Source organism: Peribacillus frigoritolerans (assembly GCF_030676415.1).
GTDB classification, from domain to species: domain Bacteria; phylum Bacillota; class Bacilli; order Bacillales; family DSM-1321; genus Peribacillus; species Peribacillus frigoritolerans_A.
Genome location: NZ_JAUUTW010000054.1, coordinates 1 through 24,267 on the forward strand (window position 1 = coordinate 1; position 24,267 = coordinate 24,267).

The following is a 24,267-nucleotide window of genomic DNA, read 5'->3' on the forward strand; positions in this document are numbered from 1 at the left end:
GCGAAAGCCGAGGAGGCTCCCCGACCGCCCGCGGAAAGCGAGTGCCTGGAGTGGAAATCAACGTCCAAATTGTACAAGCCATAAAAATAGACAAACTCGATTTTCATCGAGTTTGTCTACAGTCTGTATTAATATAATATATTAATTTTGATATTGCTTAACAAATATTATAAAAGCATTTAAATGTTTGAGGAAATGAGACTTTTAAAAATTATTAGATGACATAATTAGTATCTTTTACGACGTCTATGTGAACCAGTCAAAGAATTGACCGAACATAAAAACTACTTCTTTCGAAAAAAATCTTGACTGAGACATATTCCAAGTTTGAATGAAGTCATAAAATCCCACAGCTTCTAAAAGAGGTAACGATAATTTGGATAATGATTCTTCAGACCCTTATTTTTTTATATATTTTTATAAAAATAAAATAAATCTAGTTATATTTTCATGCTAATGTTAATATAAAGTGGTAGATAATACCTAACCATGGAAAGGAGAGGATTTTATAAACAGATATAGAAATCGGAATTGTTCCCGCCTCAGCCTTCAGCCTTAAACCTTTGTCCTTCAGCCTCTACTTAGATCACTCCATAAACAGCATCTTCTATGAGAGAATTTATTTCTTAAATGTAGGAAAAATGTTAAGAAAAATCTACTAGAAGGGGAATAGAATATTATGAAAAATATATTTGCCTTTTCATTATCGTTGATTATTTTATTTAGTTTTGTAGCTCCTTCCTTTGCAAGTATAGAAGTTAGCAACGAGACATCGACACAACAAGAAGTAAACGAACATGCCTATTCTTTTAATGAACTAGAAATAATAAGTAATACAATTTTAACGGAGCAAGAGATTGAAAATCTATATAATGAAGTTATGAGTATTAATACACTTAACTCTGGTGGTATAACTGCATATGGACCTATTTCAGGTGGATCAACAAAAACTGAAATAGCTCCTATTTATAGAACCTACAAAAATACCGGTGTAAATGAAGCCAAAAATCTAATTTTTGCATATATGATGAAAAAGATTCCTAAAAAACTGACAGACAGTGTATTCGCTAATTGGCTTTTTGTAAAGTTAAATAGCTGGTCCAAAATTAGTCCAACTTACGTGGGTTCTTGGGTATCAAGTTCATATAGCACTGCAGAAAAGAAAAGAAATTATCATGCGACAGTGGTTCATTATGGCAAAAGTAATTACACATCACCTAAATCAGTTCAATATTTCCAATGCAATTACTGGTTTGGGAAATAATAAATCGAGGAAATGGGGAATAAGATGAATTTGAAAATATTATTGAGAATAGGTATCTTTTTATTATTTTCTTTTCTTATGATTTTTGATTATTTCCCTCATCTCGTTCTCAAAGACATTCCTAAAACTGCACTGACAATTGGAATGATCTCATTAGCGGTTGTCTATATTGTCATTAATCGAAAGACTGAAAAAGATTGTGAAAATGCATTAATTGGAGAAGCAGTATTTATTTTTTATATGTTAGTGCTAATAGGATTATTAACGGTAATGGGCGGAAAATCTACTGTAGGAATCTCTTTGAATAATCCTGTGTTATGGTTTGTTTTATTATTGACAATCGTTGATATGACCGTAAGATATAGGAAAATGAATGCTTAGAAAACGCTAAACTTATGAAATTGGGGAAATTCCGGACGAAAAAACAGCCAGTTGGCTGCCTATTTACTTCATATTATCTCAGACTAAAGCTTTAGGCACATAACATGTACTTTATTATTTTCTTATAACGAACGAAGGAGCCTTTATAGCTTCTTCGTTTGGTTGGTTAAGAGTTCCCTTATTTCGTAATAAATCGAATCGTATAATCTTTTCCATTGATACTCTTCAGCAAGGATTTAATTAATTCTGCGTACCTTTCCTCAAGCCAATCTCGAGCAAATACATTAGGTGCAACTAATGTCATTTGGTCACTTTCAATAGAAGAAAAGTACACATCTTTAATCCAAGTCTCATAGCTCGGTTTAGAGATCTTTTTCTGCATTTGTACTTTAACAAGGGAGAATATATCTTTATCGTCCAACAATTCATTATGTATTGACACATCTTTTAACGGAGGTACAGGCCTCTTGATCCGGGTTTAAATGATCTATTATTTGAGTGACACGATTTAATTCATGTCTTAGTGAAAGTTTTAGCTTTAGAAACTCCTGCATTGAAAAATCTTAAGATTTATCATTACTATCCATTGTACGCCCCCTTGATGTCTGGTTATCTTTCTATTATAACTTTTTTATGTTCTAGTCCCATGGCGAATTCTACACGAAATAAGGTAGAAAACTATACTAGGAAGCAATAGGTAAAAGTCCAAGAGTCCAAGAAAGATCCATAAAGTATTAGTTCATTCCTGTTTTTAGACATATTCTAAATCATTTGGTTCTTTTTCATTTGTAAGTAAATTCAACAGTTCATCTAGTTCCTGGCTTTTATGTAATGTTTTTGGGGCAGTAAATCCATAAATCAATCCGGTGGTTATTAATTCTTTCCTCAATATCTCAATTTTTTCAAATTATGCTTCCATACTCTCCAATGCAGAATCCTCAAGTGCTTTCTTTTTTTTGTTATGAAACTATTATTACATAAATTAGGATGTTTTTAAACAAAAAGTGAGTATTCACTTATAAAAGTTTGCTGAAGTATTATTGTCCGATTTCAGAAAACTATGATGATTTCTAAACCTTCCTTTGAATCAAGGTTTCCTTACTGCGGTGGGATCCAACCAAGTGATGGCGATCTTTATTTTATTCCATTATTTCGCTGGCTTCTTTAGGCTTTTATAGTTTTAAAGGTTTATTGTAAAAATAGCCCATGGAAGTTATTTGTAACGATTAAATAAATGATTCGTTAAGAGAACTAGGCTGAAAGACTGTCGTTATATGTAAAAGTTTGTAGGGCTATGTAAATGCATGAGTGAATTAAAACTCTTTTTGTATTCAATGGGTATCATAAGACCTGCCTAAAAATTCCTAATTTATTGATTTATTGATTTACACATCTTCATACACCTTTAAAAATGGCCTTCTATACTTGAACCATATTCAAATATTAGGAGGGAAAGATCAATGAATAATGAAAGAGCAATGGATGATTTAATTAAGAATTGGAGCGAATTAGGTAAGAATATGGACCGCCGAAATTTTATCCAGGGAGCAAGTAAGCTTGCCGGACTTTCATTAGGTCTTGCCCTTGCCCAATCAATGGGCGGGATTGAAGTGAATGCTGCCCCGAAATTCAGTGATTATCCATTTACTCTCGGTGTAGCTTCAGGTGATCCTCTCTCGGATAGTGTAGTTTTATGGACAAGGCTGGCACCTGATCCGTTGAATGGCGGAGGAATGCCAAAAGAAGCCATTACCGTTAAATGGGAAGTGGCAAAGGATGAGAATTTCAGAAAGATTGTCCAGCAAGGCAAGGAAATAGCCAGGCCGGAACTTGGCCACTCCGTTCATGTGGAAGTAAGCGGGTTAAAACCTGATAAGGTCTATTTTTACCGTTTTAAAAGTGGAGGGGAAGTAAGTCAGACTGGGAAAACGAAAACTCTTCCGCCAGTAGGTTCAAGTGTTTCGAGCTTGTCATTCGCGTTTGTTTCATGCCAGCAATTTGAGCATGGTTACTATACGGCCTATAAACATTTGGCAAAAGAAGATCTGGATATTGTCTTCCACCTTGGCGATTATATCTATGAATATGGACCAAATGAATATGTGGCTTCTACAGGTAATGTCCGTGTACATAGTGGTCCGGAGATCATCACGCTTGAGGATTATCGAAATAGATACGCACAATACCGCTCTGATACCCATTTAAAAGCGGCACACGCAGCTTTCCCATGGGTCGTGACATGGGATGATCATGAAGTTGAAAACAATTATGCAAATGTCATCCCGGAAAAAGGGCAATCGGTTGAAGCGTTCATCAAGAGAAGGGCAGCGGCTTATCAGGCTTACTATGAGCATATGCCCCTTCGTAAATCGTCTTTGCCTAAGGGAGCGGATATGCGGTTATACCGAAATTTCACATATGGCGACCTGGCCTCTTTCTTTGTACTCGATTCACGTCAATACCGGGATGATCAGGCAAACGGCGATGTGAGCTCACCACAAACGCCTGAGTCACTTGATCCGAAGCGGACATTACTGGGTCCAGAGCAGGAACAGTGGCTAACTGACAATCTTTCAAAATCAAGTACGAAGTGGAATGTGCTGCCTCAGCAGATTTTCTTTGCACAACGGAATTATGGAACACCAACCGCTCCCAAATTCAGCATGGATTCTTGGGATGGTTACCCAGCTGCACGCGATCGTTTGATTGATGTAATCAAAAGAAACAACCTGGAAAATCTGGTCGTATTGACCGGTGATGTACATGCAAGCTGGGCGGCCAATTTAAAGTCGGATTTCGATGATCCGAATTCCAAGATATTCGGTGTGGAGTTTGTCGGCACTTCCATCACATCTGGTGGTAATGGTGCGGATAAGCGTGCGGATACGGATAAAATACTAAGTCAGAATCCACATATAAAGTTCTTTAATGATTACCGGGGATATGTCCGATGCAAAGTAACGCCAGAACAATGGAGGGCGGATTACCGTGTAGTCCCATTCGTGACAGAACCAGGTGCTGATATATCGACAAGAGCATCCTTTGTCTTTGAAAAGGATCAAACAGGGCTTAGAAAGGTTGCATCAGCAGCGGTTACGGAAGGTGTACAAAAAACGAATGAAGTAGAGGAAGATCGGACACGTGCCCATAATCGTGCACATGAAAAACAAAGAATGAAAAGTCAGGGGAAAGTCACTAATTGATAGGGAACCATTAAGATGCTTGACAAGGACATGGTGAAGAAAAATGAGAATATTAAAGGAGTGAATTAGAATGCTTTCAAATATAGGGATACCCGGTCTGGTGATCGTCCTCGTGATTGCACTGATTATTTTTGGACCGTCCAAGCTGCCGGAAATAGGCCGTGCATTTGGCCGGACATTATCTGAATTCAAAAGTGCCACCAAAGGATTGGTGAATGATTCAGAGAAAGAGGATGAAAACGAGAATAAAGCTGCGTTAAGAGCTGTTAAAAAAGAGGGATGAATTAAATGAGTTATAGCGGGCGGAAAGACTCGCCTGCTTCTTTTCATGAGAAGAGTTCGAGGGGAAGTGCTTTTTGCAATATGGCAAGAAAATGTCTAAAAAGGAGGAGTGAAAGTGGAGAGTAAGGATATACACGTTATTGAGCATATGGAGGAACTCCGAAGCAGAATCATTAAAACACTGATAGGTTTTGTGGCTTTTTTCATAGTGAGTTTCATATTCGTACAGGATATTTATGAACTGCTCATTAAAGATTTAGAAGGAAAGCTCGCCGTGCTCGGTCCAAGTGAGATCCTGTGGGTGTATATGATAATCGCTGCGGTTTGCGCAATAGCTGCAACGATTCCGCTAGCAGCCTATCAAATATGGCGCTTTGTTGCTCCAGCGTTGAAACCGGAAGAGAGAAGAGTTACATTTCGCTTCATACCTGGGCTGTTCATTTTATTCATCACAGGTATCTCATTTGGATATTTTGTGTTGTTTCCTATAGTGCTGGGTTTCCTCACTTCCCTATCGGCCGGGCAGTTCGAGATGATGTTCACAGCGGAAAAGTATTTTCGGTTCATGATTAATTTGATCTTACCTTTCGGGATTTTATTCGAGATGCCGCTTGTGGTGATGTTCCTGACCAGATTAGGCATCATCAATCCAAAAGTGTTGAAAAAGTCTCGTAAGATTTCTTATTTCGTACTGGTCATCATCTCGATCCTGATTACGCCTCCAGATATAATTTCGGACATTTTGGTCATCGTCCCTTTGCTTGTGCTTTATGAAATGAGTGTACAGCTGTCCAATATGGTTTATCGTAAAAGGCTTATGAAAGATGAGTCAGCATTACCTGTAACATGAAATGGCTGATCACAAACTATGAAAAGCGACATTTCTCAGGAAATATTTAGGGAACACTAAAAAGTTGAGGGGCATACCCCTCAACTTTTTTATTGCGAAATAATAATTTGTGAAAATGATTAGGGGGACTTGTTTTTGCATTTGCCTTCTTACATACATGCTTTTCTTATCCATTTTGTCAGGTTTTTGAGGTATCATCTTCGAACTAAGTCTATTGAAGCGAGCATTATAAAAGCCTTCTCTTTGTAATAACATGTGGTAATTTAATCCATTCAAGTAAATATCAGGTTTTATTAACATAACAGAAAACCTGCAATGCCTAAATGATTATATATAAACATGAACATCTTCAGGTCTGAGGGATGTATAATTTTATTTATTAGAAGGAGAGAGGATTCTGGTTAGCGAATTATTGTAATCACTTGAACAAAAAAATGCATTCTTCGTAAAATCATTCAAAAATATTAAACGGTAAAAGGTTCGAATAAATTGGTGTAAGAGGTGAATGTGGATCATATGGTTCAAGTATATATTTAGGGGGGGAAAAGCATTATCAATATATCGAATGGGATGGTGAGAATTTTATGAAGGATTTATTGAAAATTATCGCAGGAAACATTTCCATGACCTTTGCCTATGCTTATTTAATCGTTCCCAATGAAATTATCAATGGCGGGGTAACTAGCTCGGCGTTATTATTGAATGCATTAACGGGTTATAACATTGCCATGCTAGCCAACTTCGTTACAGGATTACTGTTAATCATTTGTTTAGTTTTTCTAGGGAAAGAGTACTTTTTTAAGTCGATCGTAAGTTCCCTAAGCTATATGGTTTTTTTTAATTTTTTTTATTCATTGAACATTAATTTTGATATAAATATCGCTTTAGTGATTATCATTTCGTCGATTTTGATAGCGATGGGATATTATTTATGTATAACAGCAAATGCCTCGACTGTTGGCTTTGACGTGATCGCCTTAATTTTACATCATAAAAATGAAAAAATTGATATTGCAGCGACAATCAGGATTATTAATCTTATCGTACTGATATTGGGTCTTCTTGTTTATGGTTATACCTCGATTATTAAAGGTATTGCGTTTACATTTTTATTTTCATATCTTTTAAAGAAAATGCTGGATAGAAAGCAGAAGGCCGTAAAGTCAGCAGTGGAAAGTGTGTTGGATGAAACCTCCCAGGTTAAAGAAGTAAAATGAAAAATAAATGTGGTTCACAGTATTAATTGACACCGTTTGTTTTATTAAAATATTCCATTTTGTTATCTAAATATTCTGATTTTTAAATTGACTTTAAAAAAATCAGAGTGTATTATACACATAGAAAGTGGTACTAACATCATGACGTAGTGATGTTAGATCGCTTCGTATTTCAAAATAGCCTTAAGGAAGGAGGAATAGTGATATAGAATCTTAAATTCATAGCGTCATCTCCTGTGTTGTTTTTAAAATGCCATGTTTCCAAGTTCCCACTATCTTTGTGAAAGTGTAAAGGACAGGCAGCTGAAAAGCCTTGTTTTTACATTCAAGTAGCGATTATCTTAGTTGATTCCCCAAAATATTGAAAGTTGGTGGAGGGTATGAAACATCAACAGGAAGAACTGAAACCAGGTCTGAAACAAAGACATTTAACGATGATATCTTTGAGTGGTGTCATAGGCGCTGGTTTATTCGTAGGAAGCGGTATCATTATTGGTCAAACGGGCCCCGGGGCGATATTATCCTATGTTTTGGCAGGCTTGATCGTTGTTTTAGTCATGAGGATGCTTGGGGAAATGGCCACAGTGAATCCCAATACTGGATCTTTTGCCGTTTATGCAAGAGAGGGGATTGGTGAATGGGCCGGTTTTACAACAGGTTGGTTATATTGGTTCTTTTGGGTTATCGTAATTGCTTTGGAAGCAACAGCGGGAGCTGCGATCATACACAACTGGCTTCCTTCCGTTCCTGTCTGGGTTATAAGCCTATCATTGATTATCCTATTGAAAATGACGAATATTTTTTCCGTAAAATCGTTTGGTGAGTTCGAATATTGGTTTTCAATCATTAAAATAATCAGTATCATACTATTTTTGTGCCTGGGTGTGGCAGTGATATTAGGTTTTATCCCAACGATAAAACCACCTGGCGCTTCCAATCTTCTGAATTTTGGCGGTTTTATTCCAAATGGGCTAAGTTCTGTGCTTGTTGGAGTGGCAATTGTTTTTCATGCATTTGTTGGAGTGGAAATTCCAGCGATTGCCGCGGGTGAGACCAGTGATCCGGTTAAGTCAGTTAGAAGTGCATTGAATAGTGTGGTTTGGCGAATCCTGATTTTCTATATTGGGTCCATCGCAATACTAGTGACGCTATTACCCTGGAATTCGGCTTCTTTGCTGAAAAGTCCATTTGTTGCCGTACTTGAAATGCTGGGAATCCCTTCTGCTGCCCTGATCATGAATATAGTGATTCTCATTGCATTGCTTTCCTGTTTGAATTCGGGATTATATACGAGTTCACGCATGTTATTTTCACTTGCACAAAAGGGTGACGCTCCAAAGTTATTTTCTAAAGTGAGCAAGAACGGTGTCCCTATATTTGCTGTAGTCGGCTCTACTTTATTTGCCTTTATCAGCACCATTTTCAGTTATGTTTCACCTGATAAAATCTTTTTCTTTTTAGTGAATTCCTCGGGTGGAGTCGGAATTCTTGTTTATCTTGCCATTGCGGTTTCCCATCTCCGATTAAGGAAGAGAATGGAGAAAGAGAATCCCGGAATTTTCAAGATCAAGATGTGGTTATTCCCGTATTTGACTTATGCAACCATAATTTCCATGATTTCCGTGTTAATATTAATGGCTTTTATCGATTCGCAGCGTCCACAGTTTATCTTTACCATGCTCTTTAGCCTAATCGTTATCTGTTCATTCTTTTTCATTCGGCGAAAAAAAGCGAAGTATATGGAGAATGAATTAAATATTGTTTCTGGTTCTCCTAATTCTGAAAAGTTATAGCTTTGGCTCTAGACCATTGATTTAATTTTACTTCTATGGAATTCCTCAGACAAAATTCTTCAATCACTAATCAGCTAGAATATGATTTCCCATAGAAAAAGAGAGTTGTGCCAGCAAGTGCTTGGTGACATCTCTTTTAAATCATGAAGGAGGGATTATGTTGAATGGTTTCCGTGTAATAACTAGTGGGGTTGTCCTTGGGGCCATATTGCTGTCAGGCTGCAACAATTCAGCTGGACCGGATGAGGCTCAACAAGAAAAAAGTCCAGTCATGAATGAAAATCCGGATTCAAATCTGGGTGAAACCCAAAATGCTGAGGTTATTAAAAAAGGTGTCGGCGATGTGATTCAATCCATAAAGGGATTGGAATCAGAAATAAGTACGGAAGCGGACTCAGAGAAAATTCAAGAAAAGGGAAAAGAGATCAGTTCTGCTTGGGATTCAATAGAAAAGCAAGTGGAAGATGAATACCCCGATTGGTATGAACGGATTGAGAAAAACCTTTACCCATTAATTGGGGAGTCAGGGAATCCGGATAAGGATCTTGCAAAGATTAAACGACTCTCTGAAGCTACTAAAGAAGATTTACAGTTATTTTTGGAAGAAGTGAAATGAATTCACTTTATACCCAGGTTATCACCAGTGGGGAATGTATGGGTTTTAACAGGTTTAGTAAGTTTGGAGATTTTGGAGGAGGTAAAGGATGAGGAGGGGAGCATAGATTGGAAAGTGCAAAAGAATGCAAAGAGATTCAGGCAGTGATATTTGATTGGGCAGGAACGACGGTGGATTATGGTTGTTTTGCACCGGTCCAAGCTTTTGTCGAGATATTCAGGATAAGGGGGATAGATATTACCATTAAAGAAGCAAGGGAACCTATGGGTTTATTGAAAATGGATCATATAATGGAACTCCTGAAAATGAAACGAATCTCCAATTTATGGGTTGCTAAATTCGGGAAAGAACCGGACGAAAGAGATTTAAAATCATTATATAAGGACTTTGAGGCTTTGCTTTTTAAGGGTCTCAAGGAGACCGCCAAGCCAATACCAGGCGTAATTGAATTAGTCGGCCGTTTAAGGCAGCAAGGAATAAAAATCGGTTCGACAACAGGGTATACTCGTGAAATGATTGATGTTGTTAAAAAAGAGGCGAAAAAATGGGGCTATCAACCAGATTCCATCGTTGCGTCCACCGATGTACCTTCAGGAAGGCCTGCCCCTTGGATGTGCTTTAAGACGGCGATGAATCTCCAAGTGTATCCACTCAGCAAAATCGTTAAAGTCGGCGATACGATCAGTGACATCAAAGAAGGCATATCTGCGGGAATGTGGACTGTTGCCGTATTGAAAGGCGGCAGTGAAATCGGCCTTTCAGAAGCAGAAATCAACGAAATGGACCCATATGATCTGCAAAAACGGATGAAACATGCAGAAAACCGTTTTTTGAATGCAGGTGGCGATTTCGTAATTGATGAAATAGGTGATTTATTGGAGATCATCGATAGGATCAACTACAGATTGACAGAAAAAAAGGATATATTTGTTTGTTAAAAAGATTCAAATACATGAGTTAGCGCCTATGATGGTTAGAGATTTTAAATAAATTCAAAATATTCAATTTGTTTATTGACTGTTACACCCAATGGTAGTATTATACATCTTATAACTGGTACGGACGTCGCAACGTCATTATCAGAAATAAATATAATGAAGGAGAATGTGCTATGGTCGAAACAAAAATGTTAAGAGGAACGAAAGTTAAAATGACACCAAGTGAAGCCATCGTTGAGACATTAGTGGCCGAGGGAGTTAAACATATCTCGGGAATTCTGGGATCTGCTTTCATGGATATGCTTGATTTATTGCCAACTGCAGGCATTCGTTTCATTGGTGTCCGCCATGAACAAAGTGCAGCACATATGGAAGATGCCTATTGTCGTGTCTCTGGTGTAGCAGGAGTTGTCATCGGGCAAAACGGACCTGGAATGACGAATATGGTCACCTCTGTTGCAGCGGCCAATCAAGCTCATACTCCTATGGTGGTCATATCACCTTCAGCTGGTACACCAACAGTTGGATGGGATGGTTTTCAAGAATGTGATCAGGTTTCCATCTTCAAGGCAATCACGAAAGAAACGGTTAGAGTGACACACCCAGGCCGGGTCGCTGATTGCCTTAGGACAGCTTTTCGGATCGCCTATGCCGAGAGGGGACCGGTTTTATTCGATATCCCCCGTGATTACTTCTATGGTGAAGTGGAAGATCAAATACTTCAGCCACATCAATATCGCGTAGATGAAAGGGGCTGCGGATCTTCTGCATCCTTGGATAGAGCGGCTGAAATTTTAGCTGAGGCTGAGTATCCGGTCATCATTTCCGGCAGGGGAACGGTTGATTCAGATGGCATTGAGGAAATTAAGAATATTGCAGAATATTTAACAGCTCCGGTAGCTGTCTCTTATATGCATAATGATGCCTTTCCTGCTGATCATCCATTGTCAGTCGGCCCAATCGGTTACATGGGTTCAAAAGCTGCCATGAATACACTTAAGAAAGCGGACGTCATATTGGCGGTCGGTACAAGATTATCGGTATTTGGAACGTTACCATGCTATGACATTGATTATTTCCCTAAAGATGCGCACATCATCCAAATAGATATTAACCCAAGGCAAATAGCGAGGACGCACCCTGTGGAAGTAGGGATCATCGGAGATGCCCGTGAAGCGAGTCGTGAAATCTTGAAACGGTTGAAGGCTAGTAAACCTAACCTAAAACAAGAAAAAGAGCGGTTAGTCCAAGTGACGAATGAAAAACAAAAATGGGAAGAAGAATTGGTGAAACTTGCGATGATCGATGGAACCCCGATCAATCCGCGTCGAGCCCTATTGGAATTGACTAAAGTGTTGCCTGAAAATGCCATCGTTACTACAGATATCGGTAATGTATCGTCAACTGCAAACGCTTACTTGAAATTCAACCAGAGCCGCAGGCATATCGCTGCACTTACATTCGGGAATACAGGATTTGCTTATCCATCCGCACTAGGTGCCAAATTAGCTGAGCCGAATACGCCTGTTATAGCCATTGTTGGTGATGGCGCATGGGGCATGAGCTTACATGAAGTCAGTACGGCCGTAGAAGAAAACATACCTGTCATAGCATGTGTCTTCAATAATAATGCATGGTGTGCAGAGAAAAAGAATCAGGTCGATTTTTATAATAATCGTTTTGTAGGGGCGGATATCCAAAATCCTGATTTCGCAGAAGTTGCCCGATCAATGGGGGCTGTTGGTATTAGGGTCGAAAAACCTGAGGAGTTAGGCGCTGTCATTGAAGAAGCCATAAAATCAAACAAACCGACTGTCATTGATATACAAGTGGATGGAACACAATTAGCTCCTCCATTTAGAAAAGATGCATTAAAAATGCCTACTAGATTATTAGAAAAATATTCTCATTTAGATCATAAAAACTGGGATAAATAATGGTATGAAAAGGTGATATGACAGGTGCGATGACTTAATGAACGATTTTGGTCATCGCACCATCAACAATCCGCTCTATAAAGGTCTGTAACAGCATGGGAACTTAACTTAATTGCGTTCAATGAATAATAAGGGGGTTTCAATGGTGAAGATGGAAACTGAAACGAAAGACCTTGTTCAAATGGATAAAGACCATTTATGGCATGCGATGCATCGCTATAATGAGAAGGATGCTCCCATGATGGCTACAGAAGGATTTGGCTCATGGTTCACAGATACTAAAGGTGATAAATATTTAGATGGGGTTTCCGGTTTATGGTGCTTGAACCTGGGTCACGGACGAAAAGAGATTGCCCAGGCAGCCTATGAACAAATGATTCACTTATCTTACTTCCCTTTAACGTTAAGCCATAAGCCGGCAATCGAATTATCTGCAAAAATAAGTGAACATTTAAAGGGCTCTTATACAACTTTTTTTACGAACAGCGGCTCTGAGGCGAATGAGACAGCTTTTAAAATAGCCAGGCAATATCATTCCCAAAATGGGAATCAGGGTAAATACAAATTCATCTCAAGGTATAGAGCTTATCATGGCAATACGTTTGGTGCGCTAAGCGCAACCGCACAGGCTAATCGGAGAGTGAAATACGATCCGGCGGTTCCAGGTTTCCTGCATGTGCCACCTCCGTACAGTTATCGAAGCCCGTTTGGGGAAAACGTTGAAAACTCCGATTTGCTTGCAGCTGAATATATCGATCAGGTCATTAACTTTGAAGGGTCTGAAACGGTAGCTGGTGTTATTCTTGAACCATTCATCTCTGGTGGCGGGGTCCTTATTCCTTCGAAAGAATACTTAACGAGAGTTTCGGAAATCTGTAAGAAGCATGATGTTCTTTTAATTGTGGATGAAGTGGTTTCAGGTTTTGGAAGAACCGGAAAAATGTTTGGGTTCATGCACTCCAAGGGGGTTCAACCGGATATTGTAACGATGGCAAAGGGGTTGACCAGCGGATATCTTCCACTTGGAGCAACGGCAGTGAATTCCAGGATTTATGAGAAATTCAAAGAGAACGGAAATTTAAATCATTTCAGGCATGTGTCAACATATGGAGGCCATCCTGCATCTTGCGCAGTTGCCTTAAAGAACATTGAAATCTTAGAAAATGAAAAAATCGTTCAACGAGTATCTGAACTAAGTGAATCGACACTAAGTGCGCTCTTTGAATTGACAGCCCTGGATAAAGTAGGGGAAGTTCGGGGAGTTGGGTTTTTATATGGCATTGAATTAGTGGAAGGTAAAAAGACAAAAACGCCTGTTTCCGATGAGTTCATGGGTAAAATAATAGGGGCTTGCAAGGAAAAGGGTCTTATCATCGGCCGTAATGGTGATACAGTTCCTGGATACGGTAATGTACTGATCATCGCACCGCCTTTATCTTCGACTGTTGAAGATTTACGCTTTGTCATAGAAACGGTTAAATCCGTTTTATATGAATTATGCTAACCAAAAAAACGATTAGCTTTAGGATGCTATATTTATAGACGAATTTGAAGATGGGCATGATATGTCTAACCGTTTTGACATCCATGTCCATTTTTTCATATTGGGTCTCACAGTGTGGGAAAACTGGAGGATCCGAAGTAGGAGGAAATATGCAATCACAACAAAGGTTATTGGTGGTTCTTGCTCATCCCGATGATGAATCATTCCTGTGTGGCGGAACCATTGCCAAAATGTCTGAGCAAGGTGTTCATATAACTTTACTATGTGCGACAAAAGGCGAAATGGGCAGGCGCATGGGAAATCCCATTCTTACAACAAGGGAGGCATTGCCTGAACTAAGGGTAGAGGAGTTAAAAAGAGCTTGTGAAGAATTGGGGATCAGCGACCTGCGATTTTTAAACGTAAGGGATAAAACGATTGAATTTGAAAGCTTTGATTTATTGGCGGAGAGAATCGTAAAGGTGATTCGTGAGGTTCAACCGAGTGCACTAGTAACATTCCATGAGAAATATGGGGGGCATCCAGACCATTGTGCGATTGGCCGTGCTGCCGAATTTGCTTTTCTAAAATCCGGTGATCCCGATTTTTATCCAGATCCAGTATTTCCAGCTTTTAAGGTTCATAGTCTGTACTTTGTCCTTTGGCATTCTTTTTATGATGAATGGTTAAAGGAAAACGGGCTGAGCAGTATCACAAGAGTGAATATAGCAGGGACTTTACAGAAAAAGATCCGTGCCTTAAGGTCCCATCGTTCCCAGACTCTAGCCGTTCCTGAATTATGGGGGAATCAAAATCCAAGCTTGCCTTTTTTAAAGGAATCCGAGTATTTTATCAAAGGGAATTCACCTACTAATATAGAAGAAACCGATTTTTTTCAAACGATTGAAAGGATGGGATGATACGTAATTTGGGCTTTAGTTTATGGAAAGGGGGAAGGAATGTATGGAATTGGAAAAATATGTGCCACTGGAAGAAATACCTCAGAAGCAGCAAAAACCGCTTCAAAATAAGGTGCTTTTGTGGCTGAGCGGTATCGCTTTCACCTTTTTTATTGCTCTCTTAGGCTTGGGGCTGTCCAAGATTTCAGGATTCAATCGAATCGGTCCTCTTGCATGCTCGATCATCATTGCCGTGATTTATCGTCAAATTGCGGGATATCCAGAAAAGTTCAGGACGGGAATTGAATTTTCCGCAAAAAAACTTTTGCGTTTTGCCATTATTTTATACGGGTTGAAATTAAATATCGATGTGATTTTCAATCAGGGACTGCCACTGTTGGTACGTGACATAGGGACAGTAACATTTGCCATAATCGTGATGGTCCTGATTGCAAAGTGGCTTAAGGCAGATGCTTCCATTTCCCTTCTTCTTGCTGTAGGAACCGGGATATGCGGGGCAGCAGCCATTGCGGCAATATCTCCAATCGTGAAAGCGAAGGAAGAGGATACAGCCATAGGCGTCGGGATAATTGCTTTAATGGGAACACTTTTCTCCATTGTTTATACACTTTTACGTCCAATCCTTCCGCTATCTGCTTTGGATTATGGAATCTGGTCTGGGATCAGTCTTCATGAAATCGCCCATGTTGCATTGGCAGGAGCACCGGCTGGTGAAGATGCGCTAGCGATTGCACTCCTCGCAAAATTGGGCCGTGTCTTTTTACTTATCCCTTTATGTTTCATTTTTATGTATTGGATGAAAAAACGCACATCCGGGAAAATGGGCAATGATGCCAAAATTGATTTTCCATGGTTCCTCGTTGGTTTTATAATCATGAGTCTAATAGGAAGTTATGTGTTTGGAACTTATATTACGGTAGCACCTCTCGTAATGGATGGCATATCCAAAACGACTACATTTATATTGACAATGGCCATGATCGGTCTTGGACTGAATGTTAGTCTGCAGGCACTGCGGACAAAAGCCATGCGTCCTCTTTTAGCTATGACCATTACCTCTTTGCTGCTTTCCATAATATCGTACTTTATCGTTTAATATATAAGCTTTCCATTGCCTATGGATAAGCCCTGAATATATAGATCTATTCAGGTTTTTTTTATTCATCCAAAGAAAACGTTTTTGGGAAAAGAAGGAGTGAAAAGTTGAAAAAATACTAATTTAAGGAAAAAATGAATGTTGGTTTGTTTGAATATTATAACTATTTGGTTTACAATATAAGAACTGATACGAACATTACGATGTCTTTTTCTGTTTGGAGGAAATTTTATGGAGTTAGACTTTAAAAATCCAATCCCTTTACATGCTCAATTGAAAACCATATTGGAAAATCAGATTTTGGAAGGTTATTATAAAGACAAAATCCCTAGTGAAAGGGAACTCATGGATATGTATTCTGTCAGCAGGAGTACTGTACGGGAAGCCGTATCCATCCTGGTTCGTGAGGGGATATTGGAAAAGAGGCATGGAAAGGGAACGTTCGTTTCCCTTAAACCTGTACAAGAATGGCTAAAGATGATAAGTTTCACTGAAACCACTAAAAGCATGGGAATTAAATTACTAGATCATGGCCGTGTAATGACACCTGAAAATATTACTGATGCAAATGGGTTCGAAGATGAATCTTATCATATTAAAAGGCTGCGGTTACAGGGGGATGTCCCCATAGCCATTGAATTGCATTATTATTCTTTGGACCTAGGAAAGAAATTGACGAAATTCGATTTAAGTACAACCGTATTGTATGATGCACTCGAAGGTGATCTAAACATTGACTTTTGTGAGGCGGAACAAATCATAACCTGCGGCTTTCCAACAAAAGAAGATGCAGAACATTTAGGTATAGCCGAAACGATGTGCTTGTTGATTACAGAACGAATGATTTTTGATTCTGATGGTAATTTAGTAGAGTATTACAAAGGATTATTCCGATCTGATATGTACTCATTCGCAATGAAAATGTCCCGGAAGAATTGATTTTGGGGACATGATATAACCTAAGCCTTTCTAAGAAGCAGAGAGGCTTAGGTTATTTTCGGTTCTAAAATCATTGAGTTAGTCGGTTTTGAACCGTTTAAAAATTCCAGTCAAGATATTCTAATAAACCCCATTAGCTTCAAAATGATTTCCCACCGGGTTCAACGTAGTATTAAGGTAGAAAAATGGCTGATTTTTAACTTAGGAGAGACAATATCTAAGTAATATAGTATTCAACGAACACATTGATAGGACTTTATTTGAAGAATTGGGTATACATAACACCACAAAGGAAATGTTCACGAATGAGAAGTTTAGAGAAAAAATTATAGAAATAATCCGGGCGCAAAATGCTGAAATGCGAACTAAATGAAGTGGTAATTTTAGATAACAATAGTATATAAGGGTGAAAGGAGTTAATTCCTTGAAAGAGCAATCAAATAATAAAAACACTGCTTCAATTAGTGAAAATAGCATAGGCTGGTTGAAAGCAATTTTAGAGTCAATCAATGACGGTGTTCTAGTAATTGATCATAATGGGTTTGTAAAAATGATTAATCCTGAATATACACGTATTACTGGTGTTACACCTGATATCATAGGGAAGCCCCTGGTAAAATATCGGCCCGGAGCGCAACTTACAAAAACACTAAACGATTGTCAGTGTCGTGCTGGGGTCTACCGAAAGACAAAAGATCGGGAATATGTGGTAGATATGGCTCCAATTATTCTCAATGAACAGGTTGTTGGCGCTGTGTCCGTCTGTAAAAGCTTAACTGAAGTTCATAAATTGTCACTTGAACTTCAAAAACAAAACGAGAAAGTCCGGCAGCTTAAAAAGCAGATGAGTGCGCTATATAAAGTAAAATACACTTTTGATGACATTATTGGAAAAGATGGCGGGTTGAAGGACGTTGTGTATGTGGCAAAACGGGTATCCGATTCCAACTTTCCAGTTTTAATTATCGGCGAGAGTGGGACAGGAAAAGAATTATTCGCACAGGCTATTCATCATGAAAGCCATCGTGGCAATAAGCCTTTTATTCCAGTTAATTGTGCATCTATTCCACCTTCTTTATTAGAAAGTGAGTTATTCGGTTATGGAGATGGGGCCTTTACCAATGCAAAAAAGGGCGGTAAAATCGGTTTATTTGAAATGGCAGACCAGGGTACGCTCTTTTTGGATGAAATTGGTGATATGTCATATGATCTCCAAGCTAAGTTACTCAGGGTGTTACAAGAAAGTAAGATCAGAAGAGTAGGAGAAACAGAAGAGCGAGATATCGATGTCAGGATTATTGCCGCTACACACCGTGATTTACAACAGCTCGTAAATAAAAATCATTTTCGCGGAGATTTGTTTTATAGACTTAATGTTATAAGCTTAAAGATAGCACCTCTTCGGGAACGAAGAAAGGATATCCCTGAACTGGTTCATTCATTGCTTCGTTCCTCATTAACTCCATCAGCAAGGGATGGTTCTATGTACACGATTGACGAACAAACTTTAGAATTTATACGGTCATATGATTGGCCTGGCAATGTTCGAGAATTGAGAAATGTTATCGACTATGCAACTTGTATGGCGGAAGAAATGGAAATAAAGCTCCAACACTTACCCGATGTAATGATGAAGCTTGAATTGAATCGCTTAGGTTCTACTTTAAAACCAAACGGTCATACACTAAAAGACATAACGGAAGAAGCAGAATCAAAATACATTCAAGAAATTTTGGGGAAGTACGGAAATGATATGGAAGGAAGAAAAAAAACAGCGAATTCTCTAGGGGTGTCTTTGGCCACCTTATATAATAAAATGAAAAAATACCGTATTATTTAAAATGATTTCTAAAAAATTAGAATAATATCAATAGATTTCTAAAAAATTAGAAATCCACCAAGGCCATAGAATTAGGGGATAAAATAATTTATTCGAGAATGATTAGTTATATTTTCTAAAAAATTAGAAATTGAATCTACTCTTAAGGGAAGCGCTATCAATAAAGTGCTTTCTTTTTTGTTTTTTAATTTTCTTAGTGAGTACTTAAAATAACTGATAAATCAGCATTAGAGTGAACAAACACCTAAGAAAATCTAACTTCAATAATAATTTAATCTAACTTTCTTTGTTTAGGCATGGTTCTTGCAAAAAGAATACTACACAGCAAAATTCTTATAGAAAGGGCAATGGAATCTTAAGTAAATATGCCTCGTGGGGGGATTTTTTTCAGCTGAAGTATGTCAGTAAACATTCAATTCACGACTCATTGGGGGGATTATATGTTAGCTATTTTAGGTTGCTTGACAATAGGAGTTTTCCTTTACCTTATTATGACAAAACGTTTATCGGTCTTAATTGCTCTGGTGTTGGTGCCGATCGTTTTTGCTTTGATTGGCGGATTTGGCTTGGGGATAGGAGAGATGATGCTAGCGGGTATCGAAAAGGTTGCTCCTACCGGAATTATGGTGGCTTTTGCTGTTTTATATTTTGGTCTGATGATGGACACGGGTTTGTTTGATCCAATCGTATCTAAGATGCTTCATATCGTGAAAGGAGATCCCTTAAAAGTGGTGGTGGGCACGGCTGTTATCACGATGCTGGTATCGTTAGATGGGGATGGTGCTTCAACTTTTATGATTACTGTTTCGGCCTTACTACCTCTCTATAAGAGATTGAAGATGAACCCTCTGATTTTAGCAGGTGTAGTGGCTCTGGGAGCCGGTGTCATGAATCTTGCACCATGGGGCGGTCCAACAGCAAGGGCGATGGCAACTTTGAATGTCACTTCTGCTCAACTATTTAATCCTATTCTACCTGCTATGGTTGCAGGTATCCTATGGGTATTGTTTTCATCCTATTTGCTTGGAAAAAGAGAAAGGGAAAGATTAGGGATTGTAGATTTGGAGGAAAAGGACAACATAGCTTTTCAAGAATTAGCGGTAACGACATTAGAATTTAAACGTCCCCAACTTTTTTGGTTCAATCTTATTTTGACACTGATTCTTCTCATCGCTTTAATCAAAGTATGGCTGCCACTTCCTACCTTGTTTATTATTGCTTTTACAATTGCTTTATTGGTGAATTACCCAAACCAAAAACAACAGCTGGAGCGTATCACAAGTCACGCAAACAACGTTGTTATGGTTTCGACCATGATTTTTGCGGCGGGGATTTTTACCGGTATTTTGACCGGGACAAAAATGATTGATGCGATGGCGCTTTCAATGGTGTCGGTTATTCCTGAAGCGATGGCGGGCTACTTACCTATTTTGACAGCGATTACAAGCATGCCTCTTAGTTTAGTTTTTACACCGGATGCTTACTATTTTGGAGTTTTACCTATCATAAGTCAAACCGCTTCTACTTTTGGAATTGATCCCATTGAAGTTGGCCGGGCAGCTATACTGGGGCAAATGACAACCGGCTTCCCATTAAGTCCATTAACTGCCTCTACGTTTATTCTAATCGGAATGACAGGCGTTGATTTAGGGGATCATCAGCGTTTTATTTTTAAATGGGCATTTGGAACAACGATTATCATGACTATCGTAGCCCTGCTAACAGGAGCTATTACTATTATTTGAGGTGATTATGTTGATTAGAATCGGTTCAGGTGCAGGATTTTCAGGTGATCGGTTGGAACCCGCATTACTTCTTGCAGAAAAAGGGAATTTGGATTATCTAGTGTTGGAATGTTTGGCTGAACGGACAATCGCGCTGGCACACAAGCGAAAAAAAGAGAATTCTTCATTAGGATATGATCCGCTGCTTGAAAAGAGGATGGAGCTATTACTTCCAACACTCATTCAAAATGGTGTGCGGTTAATTACAAATATGGGAGCAGCCAACCCGGTCAGTGGCGCTGAAAAGGTAATTGAAATTGCCCAACGATTAGGTCTTTCTATCAAAGTGGCGGCTGTGACAGGAGATGATGTATCGTCATTCCTAGATACAGATGCACTGTCTATGGAAACAAATAAGCCTCTACATTCATGTGGACCAATTTTATCGGCAAATGCCTATCTCGGTGTCGAAGCAATTTTACCTGCGTTAGAAAAAGAAGCAGACATTATTCTGACCGGGAGAGTGGCGGATCCATCCTTATTTTTAGCGCCAATGGTACACCACTTCGGGTGGTCGGTTGACGAGACAGATTTAATTGCACGGGGAACCATTATTGGCCACCTTTTGGAGTGCGGTGGTCAAATTGCTGGCGGTTATTACGCAGATCCGGGAAAAAAGGATGTTCCACACTTGGAGAACTTAGGATTTCCGTATGCGGAGGTACAAGCAGACGGTTCTGCCCTGATTACAAAAATTCCAAATACAGGTGGAGTTATCAATCTGATGACGGCGAAAGAACAGCTTTTATATGAAGTCACAAATCCGAACGAATACATTACACCTGATGTAATTGCCGACTTTATGTCAGTAAAGCTTCGCGAGGCAGGGCCGGATCGAATTGAAGTAACAGGAGGGAAAGGAAAGAAACGGCCGGAAACGTTAAAAGTAAGCGTCGGTTACCATGCAGGGTTTATTGGAGAAGGAGAAATTTCTTATGCAGGTTCAAATGCATGGGGACGAGCACAACTAGCTGGAGACGTTATGAGAACTAGACTTGAGAAGAGTTTTGATGAGTTGCGGATTGATTATATCGGTGTTTCATCCACACACCGTAATACGTTTGGAAAATGGAATGAACCATACGAAGTCCGACTAAGGGTCGCAGCTAAAACATTCAGTCTAAGCGAAGCCGCTAAAATTGGTGAAGAGGTTGAATCTCTTTACACAAACGGGCCAGCCGGTGGAGGAGGAGCAAGAAAGTATACACACGAAGTTTTAGGAATTGTTTCTTCTCTACTTCCTCGAGAAGAAATTGAAGTGAGTGTTGTAATAAAGGAGAGTGTACTGAATGAAGAGAAAACTTTATGAGCTTGCCCACAGTCGCGCCGGTGATAAAGGGAATATTTTGATGCTTTCGCTTATTCCATATCAGGAAAAAGACTATTCCCTTTTATGCAAAGAAGTAACAATAGAGAGAGTAAAACAACATTTTAAGGACATTGTTGATGGTGAAATTTTTCGATACGAGGTTCCAAATATCGCTGCTCTTCAGTTCGTTTGCCATCAAGCTTTGCTTGGCGGAGTTACAATATCACTCGGTATGGATACGCATGGGAAAAGTTTGAGTTACGCCTTATTGGAGATGGAAATAGAGGTACAGGAAGCTTTATAGTAGGAGGATAAAAAATGGCGAAATTTATAAATAGTATGTTGATGTTACTGCTTATTTTAACATTATTTACTGTGCCTGTTTTTGCAAAAAGCAATCATATAAACAGTAAAGTGGCAGAACCAACGGCTTCTTCTGCATCCGGTAACTATTATGGGGAACAAAAAGTAGTCTTGAATTCAACGTCGCCTGGAGCAAAGATTTATTACACGACAGATGGAAGTATTCCTACAGATAAAAGCACTTTATTTATAGAGGCGATTCGCGTTAATAACGATTCGATAATTAAAGCTATCGCGATAAGGGGAAAAGTAAAAAGTAAAGGGTCAACTGTAAAGAATAAGAAACATCAAAGCGATGTCGCTGAGTTTACTTTCACATTCGAGACCAGGGGCTCGATCGCTGAAAAGTTTTTAGAATTCACCTATAAATCGATGCCGTACCGTCTATACGTACCTGAAAATTATGATCCAAATACACCTTATCCGCTCGTTTTGTTCTTACACGGGGGTGGGGAACGAGGAAATGATAATGAGAAGCAATTGACGGCTAACGACGGTGCCGTTATCTGGGCGGCACCTGAAAATCAAGCTAAGCATCCATCTTTTATTTTAGCTCCTCAATCGCGTAATGTTCCTGATGGTGGATTCACGATTACCAGAGATGTTAATAACATTGTAAATTTAAGCAGAGTATTCGAAGTGTCCGAGGACCTTAAAATGGCATACGAAGTTTTGCAACACGTAAGAGGAGAATATAATATCGATCCAAACCGACTTTATTCCACAGGGTTGTCTCAGGGCGGTTTTGGTACATTCAATATGAATATGGAACATCCTGATACATTTGCAGCGATGGTCCCAATAGCGGGAGGGGCTGATCCGGCTAAGGCCCATCTAATCAAACACGTACCAATCTGGGCATTTCATGCAAAAGACGATTCAGTCATCCCTGTTTCATATTCAAGAAATATTATAGATGCTATTGAAAGTGATGGAGGAGAACCAATATACACAGAATATAAATCAGAAATGAATTATGACCATGCATCATGGATACCCGCCTATGAAAATGAAAAAATGATAGAGTGGGTATTCCAGCAGGTAAAGTCTTCGAATTAAATTTTGTGTAAAAATGATTTATTAACTCCAAATGATGAAGCGTACCAGAACTCGACAAGTAATTTTAAGAGCTTACGAAACAAATGAATGAACTTTTGTGACGAATAGACTGTAGTTATTTTGTAAACCTTGCATGAATCTTTAAAATAATATGAAGTAGAGGTAGTGTAGTTTAAAGACAATCTCCATCAAAGAACAGGATTTCTTATTCAATACGGTGCGTTAAGTAGTATAAGAAGGAGCTGTCCCAAAAAACTGTATTAAGATAAAAATGTTCGTTCATGAGCAAAACTAAAGATATATAAATGTGGTTCTTAGCCATACTAATAAAGATTTAAATTTCGTTAGGAGGCAATATTATGGGAAGATCAAACAATCATAAACCATCTAGCAGCAAAAAGGCGTTACCTCAAACTCCCGAAAACTTAAAAATAGAACCAGATCGTGTTGATGAAGAGTTTTCTCGTGAGCTAGGTGAAAGTGGAAAAATAAGAGCTACAAGGCCTAAATGAAACAAAAAAAGTGAAAGGTACGGATTGATTTTTACACTCCTTTTTAAATTTAAGTAAAACAGAAAAAATCGCACTGTTTTTTATAATTTCTTATAGAATAAAAGGTGCGGTAGTGAACAAACAATAATCGCGAAACGGAGGTCGTTTCGCGAAAATACTTTGCAAGCTTACTTAAGAAATCGATTTAATAGTTAATAAAAAAAGGATCTTTAATTTAGAAATCCTTTCAGTTTGTAGACAAAAGGGGTTCGGAATTAAAAAATTCTGAACCCCTTTTGAAATTCCCTTTGAATTTTCACTTAAAGTTAAGAGATTGGGGCTCTACGAGCCCACTATGTTAGGCCATTTTTGGATCTCGCCATGTCCAATTGGCCATCTTCTTTAAATTAATGGCAGCGAAAGTAAGCATCGCCTGCATCGACAATTTTTTAAGTCTCCTTAAAGTAGTCCAACGCATACCATGCTTTTCTTTTGCATCTGC

General features: G+C 38.7%; 23 protein-coding genes. 20 read left to right on the forward strand and 3 right to left on the reverse strand.

Features of this window, described 5'->3' with window-relative positions; all coding sequences use genetic code 11:
* The first annotated feature begins 679 nt into the window (after positions 1-679).
* Both Q8G36_RS27280 and Q8G36_RS27285 read left to right on the forward strand, forming a co-directional pair.
* Positions 680-1,264 carry a hypothetical protein gene (locus Q8G36_RS27280; RefSeq protein WP_251437298.1) on the forward strand — a complete coding sequence of 195 codons (585 nt, stop codon included), beginning with the start codon at positions 680-682 and terminating at the stop codon, positions 1,262-1,264.
* Between the two features lie 24 nt (positions 1,265-1,288).
* A complete protein-coding gene (locus Q8G36_RS27285) occupies positions 1,289-1,645 on the forward strand; it encodes a hypothetical protein (RefSeq protein ID WP_305162932.1) in 357 nt (118 codons plus the stop codon).
* A gap of 178 nt (positions 1,646-1,823) precedes the next feature.
* Here the strand turns inward: Q8G36_RS27285 and Q8G36_RS27290 are convergent, their stop codons facing one another.
* Together Q8G36_RS27290 and Q8G36_RS27295 are read right to left on the reverse strand one after the other, a co-directional pair.
* Positions 1,824-2,087, reverse strand: coding sequence for a DnaA N-terminal domain-containing protein (locus Q8G36_RS27290; protein ID WP_305162931.1), 264 nt, complete (start codon positions 2,085-2,087; stop codon positions 1,824-1,826).
* 309 nt (positions 2,088-2,396) lie between these two features.
* Positions 2,397-2,543, reverse strand: a complete 147-nt coding sequence (locus Q8G36_RS27295) for an aspartyl-phosphate phosphatase Spo0E family protein (RefSeq protein ID WP_336623001.1) — start codon at positions 2,541-2,543, stop codon at positions 2,397-2,399.
* Positions 2,544-3,105: 562 nt separating this feature from the next.
* Here Q8G36_RS27295 and Q8G36_RS27300 point away from each other — a divergent pair.
* The 18 genes from Q8G36_RS27300 (at position 3,106) to Q8G36_RS27385 (ending at position 23,786) form a co-directional block, all read left to right on the forward strand.
* Positions 3,106-4,848 (forward strand): alkaline phosphatase D family protein, encoded by a 1,743-nt coding sequence (locus Q8G36_RS27300; RefSeq protein ID WP_305162930.1) that lies wholly within the window; start codon positions 3,106-3,108, stop codon positions 4,846-4,848.
* A gap of 70 nt (positions 4,849-4,918) precedes the next feature.
* Positions 4,919-5,131: a twin-arginine translocase TatA/TatE family subunit gene (locus Q8G36_RS27305; RefSeq protein WP_063233420.1), complete on the forward strand. Its 213-nt coding sequence runs from the start codon at positions 4,919-4,921 to the stop codon at positions 5,129-5,131.
* Between the two features lie 147 nt (positions 5,132-5,278).
* Complete coding sequence (gene tatC, locus Q8G36_RS27310; RefSeq protein ID WP_370694137.1) at positions 5,279-5,980, forward strand: twin-arginine translocase subunit TatC; 702 nt, start codon at positions 5,279-5,281, stop codon at positions 5,978-5,980.
* Positions 5,981-6,564: 584 nt separating this feature from the next.
* Positions 6,565-7,197 (forward strand): YitT family protein, encoded by a 633-nt coding sequence (locus Q8G36_RS27315; protein ID WP_305162928.1) that lies wholly within the window; start codon positions 6,565-6,567, stop codon positions 7,195-7,197.
* A 380-nt stretch (positions 7,198-7,577) separates the two neighbouring features.
* Positions 7,578-8,990: an amino acid permease gene (locus Q8G36_RS27320; RefSeq protein WP_305162927.1), complete on the forward strand. Its 1,413-nt coding sequence runs from the start codon at positions 7,578-7,580 to the stop codon at positions 8,988-8,990.
* A 160-nt stretch (positions 8,991-9,150) separates the two neighbouring features.
* A complete protein-coding gene (locus Q8G36_RS27325) occupies positions 9,151-9,606 on the forward strand; it encodes a hypothetical protein (protein ID WP_305162926.1) in 456 nt (151 codons plus the stop codon).
* A 107-nt stretch (positions 9,607-9,713) separates the two neighbouring features.
* Positions 9,714-10,544, forward strand: a complete 831-nt coding sequence (phnX, locus tag Q8G36_RS27330) for a phosphonoacetaldehyde hydrolase (RefSeq protein ID WP_305162925.1) — start codon at positions 9,714-9,716, stop codon at positions 10,542-10,544.
* Between the two features lie 173 nt (positions 10,545-10,717).
* Positions 10,718-12,481, forward strand: a complete 1,764-nt coding sequence (gene xsc, locus Q8G36_RS27335; RefSeq protein WP_305162924.1) for a sulfoacetaldehyde acetyltransferase — start codon at positions 10,718-10,720, stop codon at positions 12,479-12,481.
* Positions 12,482-12,623: 142 nt separating this feature from the next.
* Positions 12,624-13,985, forward strand: a complete 1,362-nt coding sequence (locus tag Q8G36_RS27340; protein WP_423806875.1) for an aminotransferase — start codon at positions 12,624-12,626, stop codon at positions 13,983-13,985.
* 149 nt (positions 13,986-14,134) lie between these two features.
* Positions 14,135-14,884 carry a PIG-L family deacetylase gene (locus Q8G36_RS27345; protein ID WP_305162923.1) on the forward strand — a complete coding sequence of 250 codons (750 nt, stop codon included), beginning with the start codon at positions 14,135-14,137 and terminating at the stop codon, positions 14,882-14,884.
* Between the two features lie 43 nt (positions 14,885-14,927).
* Entirely contained in the window at positions 14,928-15,980 is a 1,053-nt protein-coding gene (locus Q8G36_RS27350; RefSeq protein ID WP_305162922.1) for a YeiH family protein, read from the forward strand.
* Positions 15,981-16,211: 231 nt separating this feature from the next.
* Positions 16,212-16,919: a GntR family transcriptional regulator gene (locus tag Q8G36_RS27355; RefSeq protein ID WP_305162921.1), complete on the forward strand. Its 708-nt coding sequence runs from the start codon at positions 16,212-16,214 to the stop codon at positions 16,917-16,919.
* A 424-nt stretch (positions 16,920-17,343) separates the two neighbouring features.
* Complete coding sequence (locus Q8G36_RS27360; RefSeq protein ID WP_305162920.1) at positions 17,344-18,759, forward strand: sigma-54 interaction domain-containing protein; 1,416 nt, start codon at positions 17,344-17,346, stop codon at positions 18,757-18,759.
* A gap of 440 nt (positions 18,760-19,199) precedes the next feature.
* On the forward strand, positions 19,200-20,504 hold the full coding sequence (locus Q8G36_RS27365) for a CitMHS family transporter (RefSeq protein ID WP_305162919.1): 1,305 nt from the start codon (positions 19,200-19,202) through the stop codon (positions 20,502-20,504).
* Positions 20,505-20,511: 7 nt separating this feature from the next.
* Complete coding sequence (locus Q8G36_RS27370) at positions 20,512-21,852, forward strand: acyclic terpene utilization AtuA family protein (RefSeq protein WP_336623000.1); 1,341 nt, start codon at positions 20,512-20,514, stop codon at positions 21,850-21,852.
* The gene (locus Q8G36_RS27375) at positions 21,833-22,156 is read left to right on the forward strand and encodes an AtuA-related protein (RefSeq protein ID WP_305162918.1); all 324 of its coding nucleotides are present in this window, start codon (positions 21,833-21,835) and stop codon (positions 22,154-22,156) included. Before Q8G36_RS27370 ends, Q8G36_RS27375 begins: the two co-directional genes overlap by 20 nt.
* Before the next feature lie 14 nt (positions 22,157-22,170).
* Positions 22,171-23,274, forward strand: coding sequence for a chitobiase/beta-hexosaminidase C-terminal domain-containing protein (locus Q8G36_RS27380; protein WP_305162917.1), 1,104 nt, complete (start codon positions 22,171-22,173; stop codon positions 23,272-23,274).
* 359 nt (positions 23,275-23,633) lie between these two features.
* Positions 23,634-23,786, forward strand: a complete 153-nt coding sequence (locus tag Q8G36_RS27385) for a YfhD family protein (RefSeq protein WP_076368975.1) — start codon at positions 23,634-23,636, stop codon at positions 23,784-23,786.
* A 337-nt stretch (positions 23,787-24,123) separates the two neighbouring features.
* On the opposite strand, the gene Q8G36_RS27390 is transcribed toward Q8G36_RS27385, so the two are convergent.
* A partial coding sequence (locus Q8G36_RS27390; protein ID WP_305275306.1) for a transposase occupies positions 24,124-24,267 on the reverse strand: 144 nt, incomplete at its 5' end.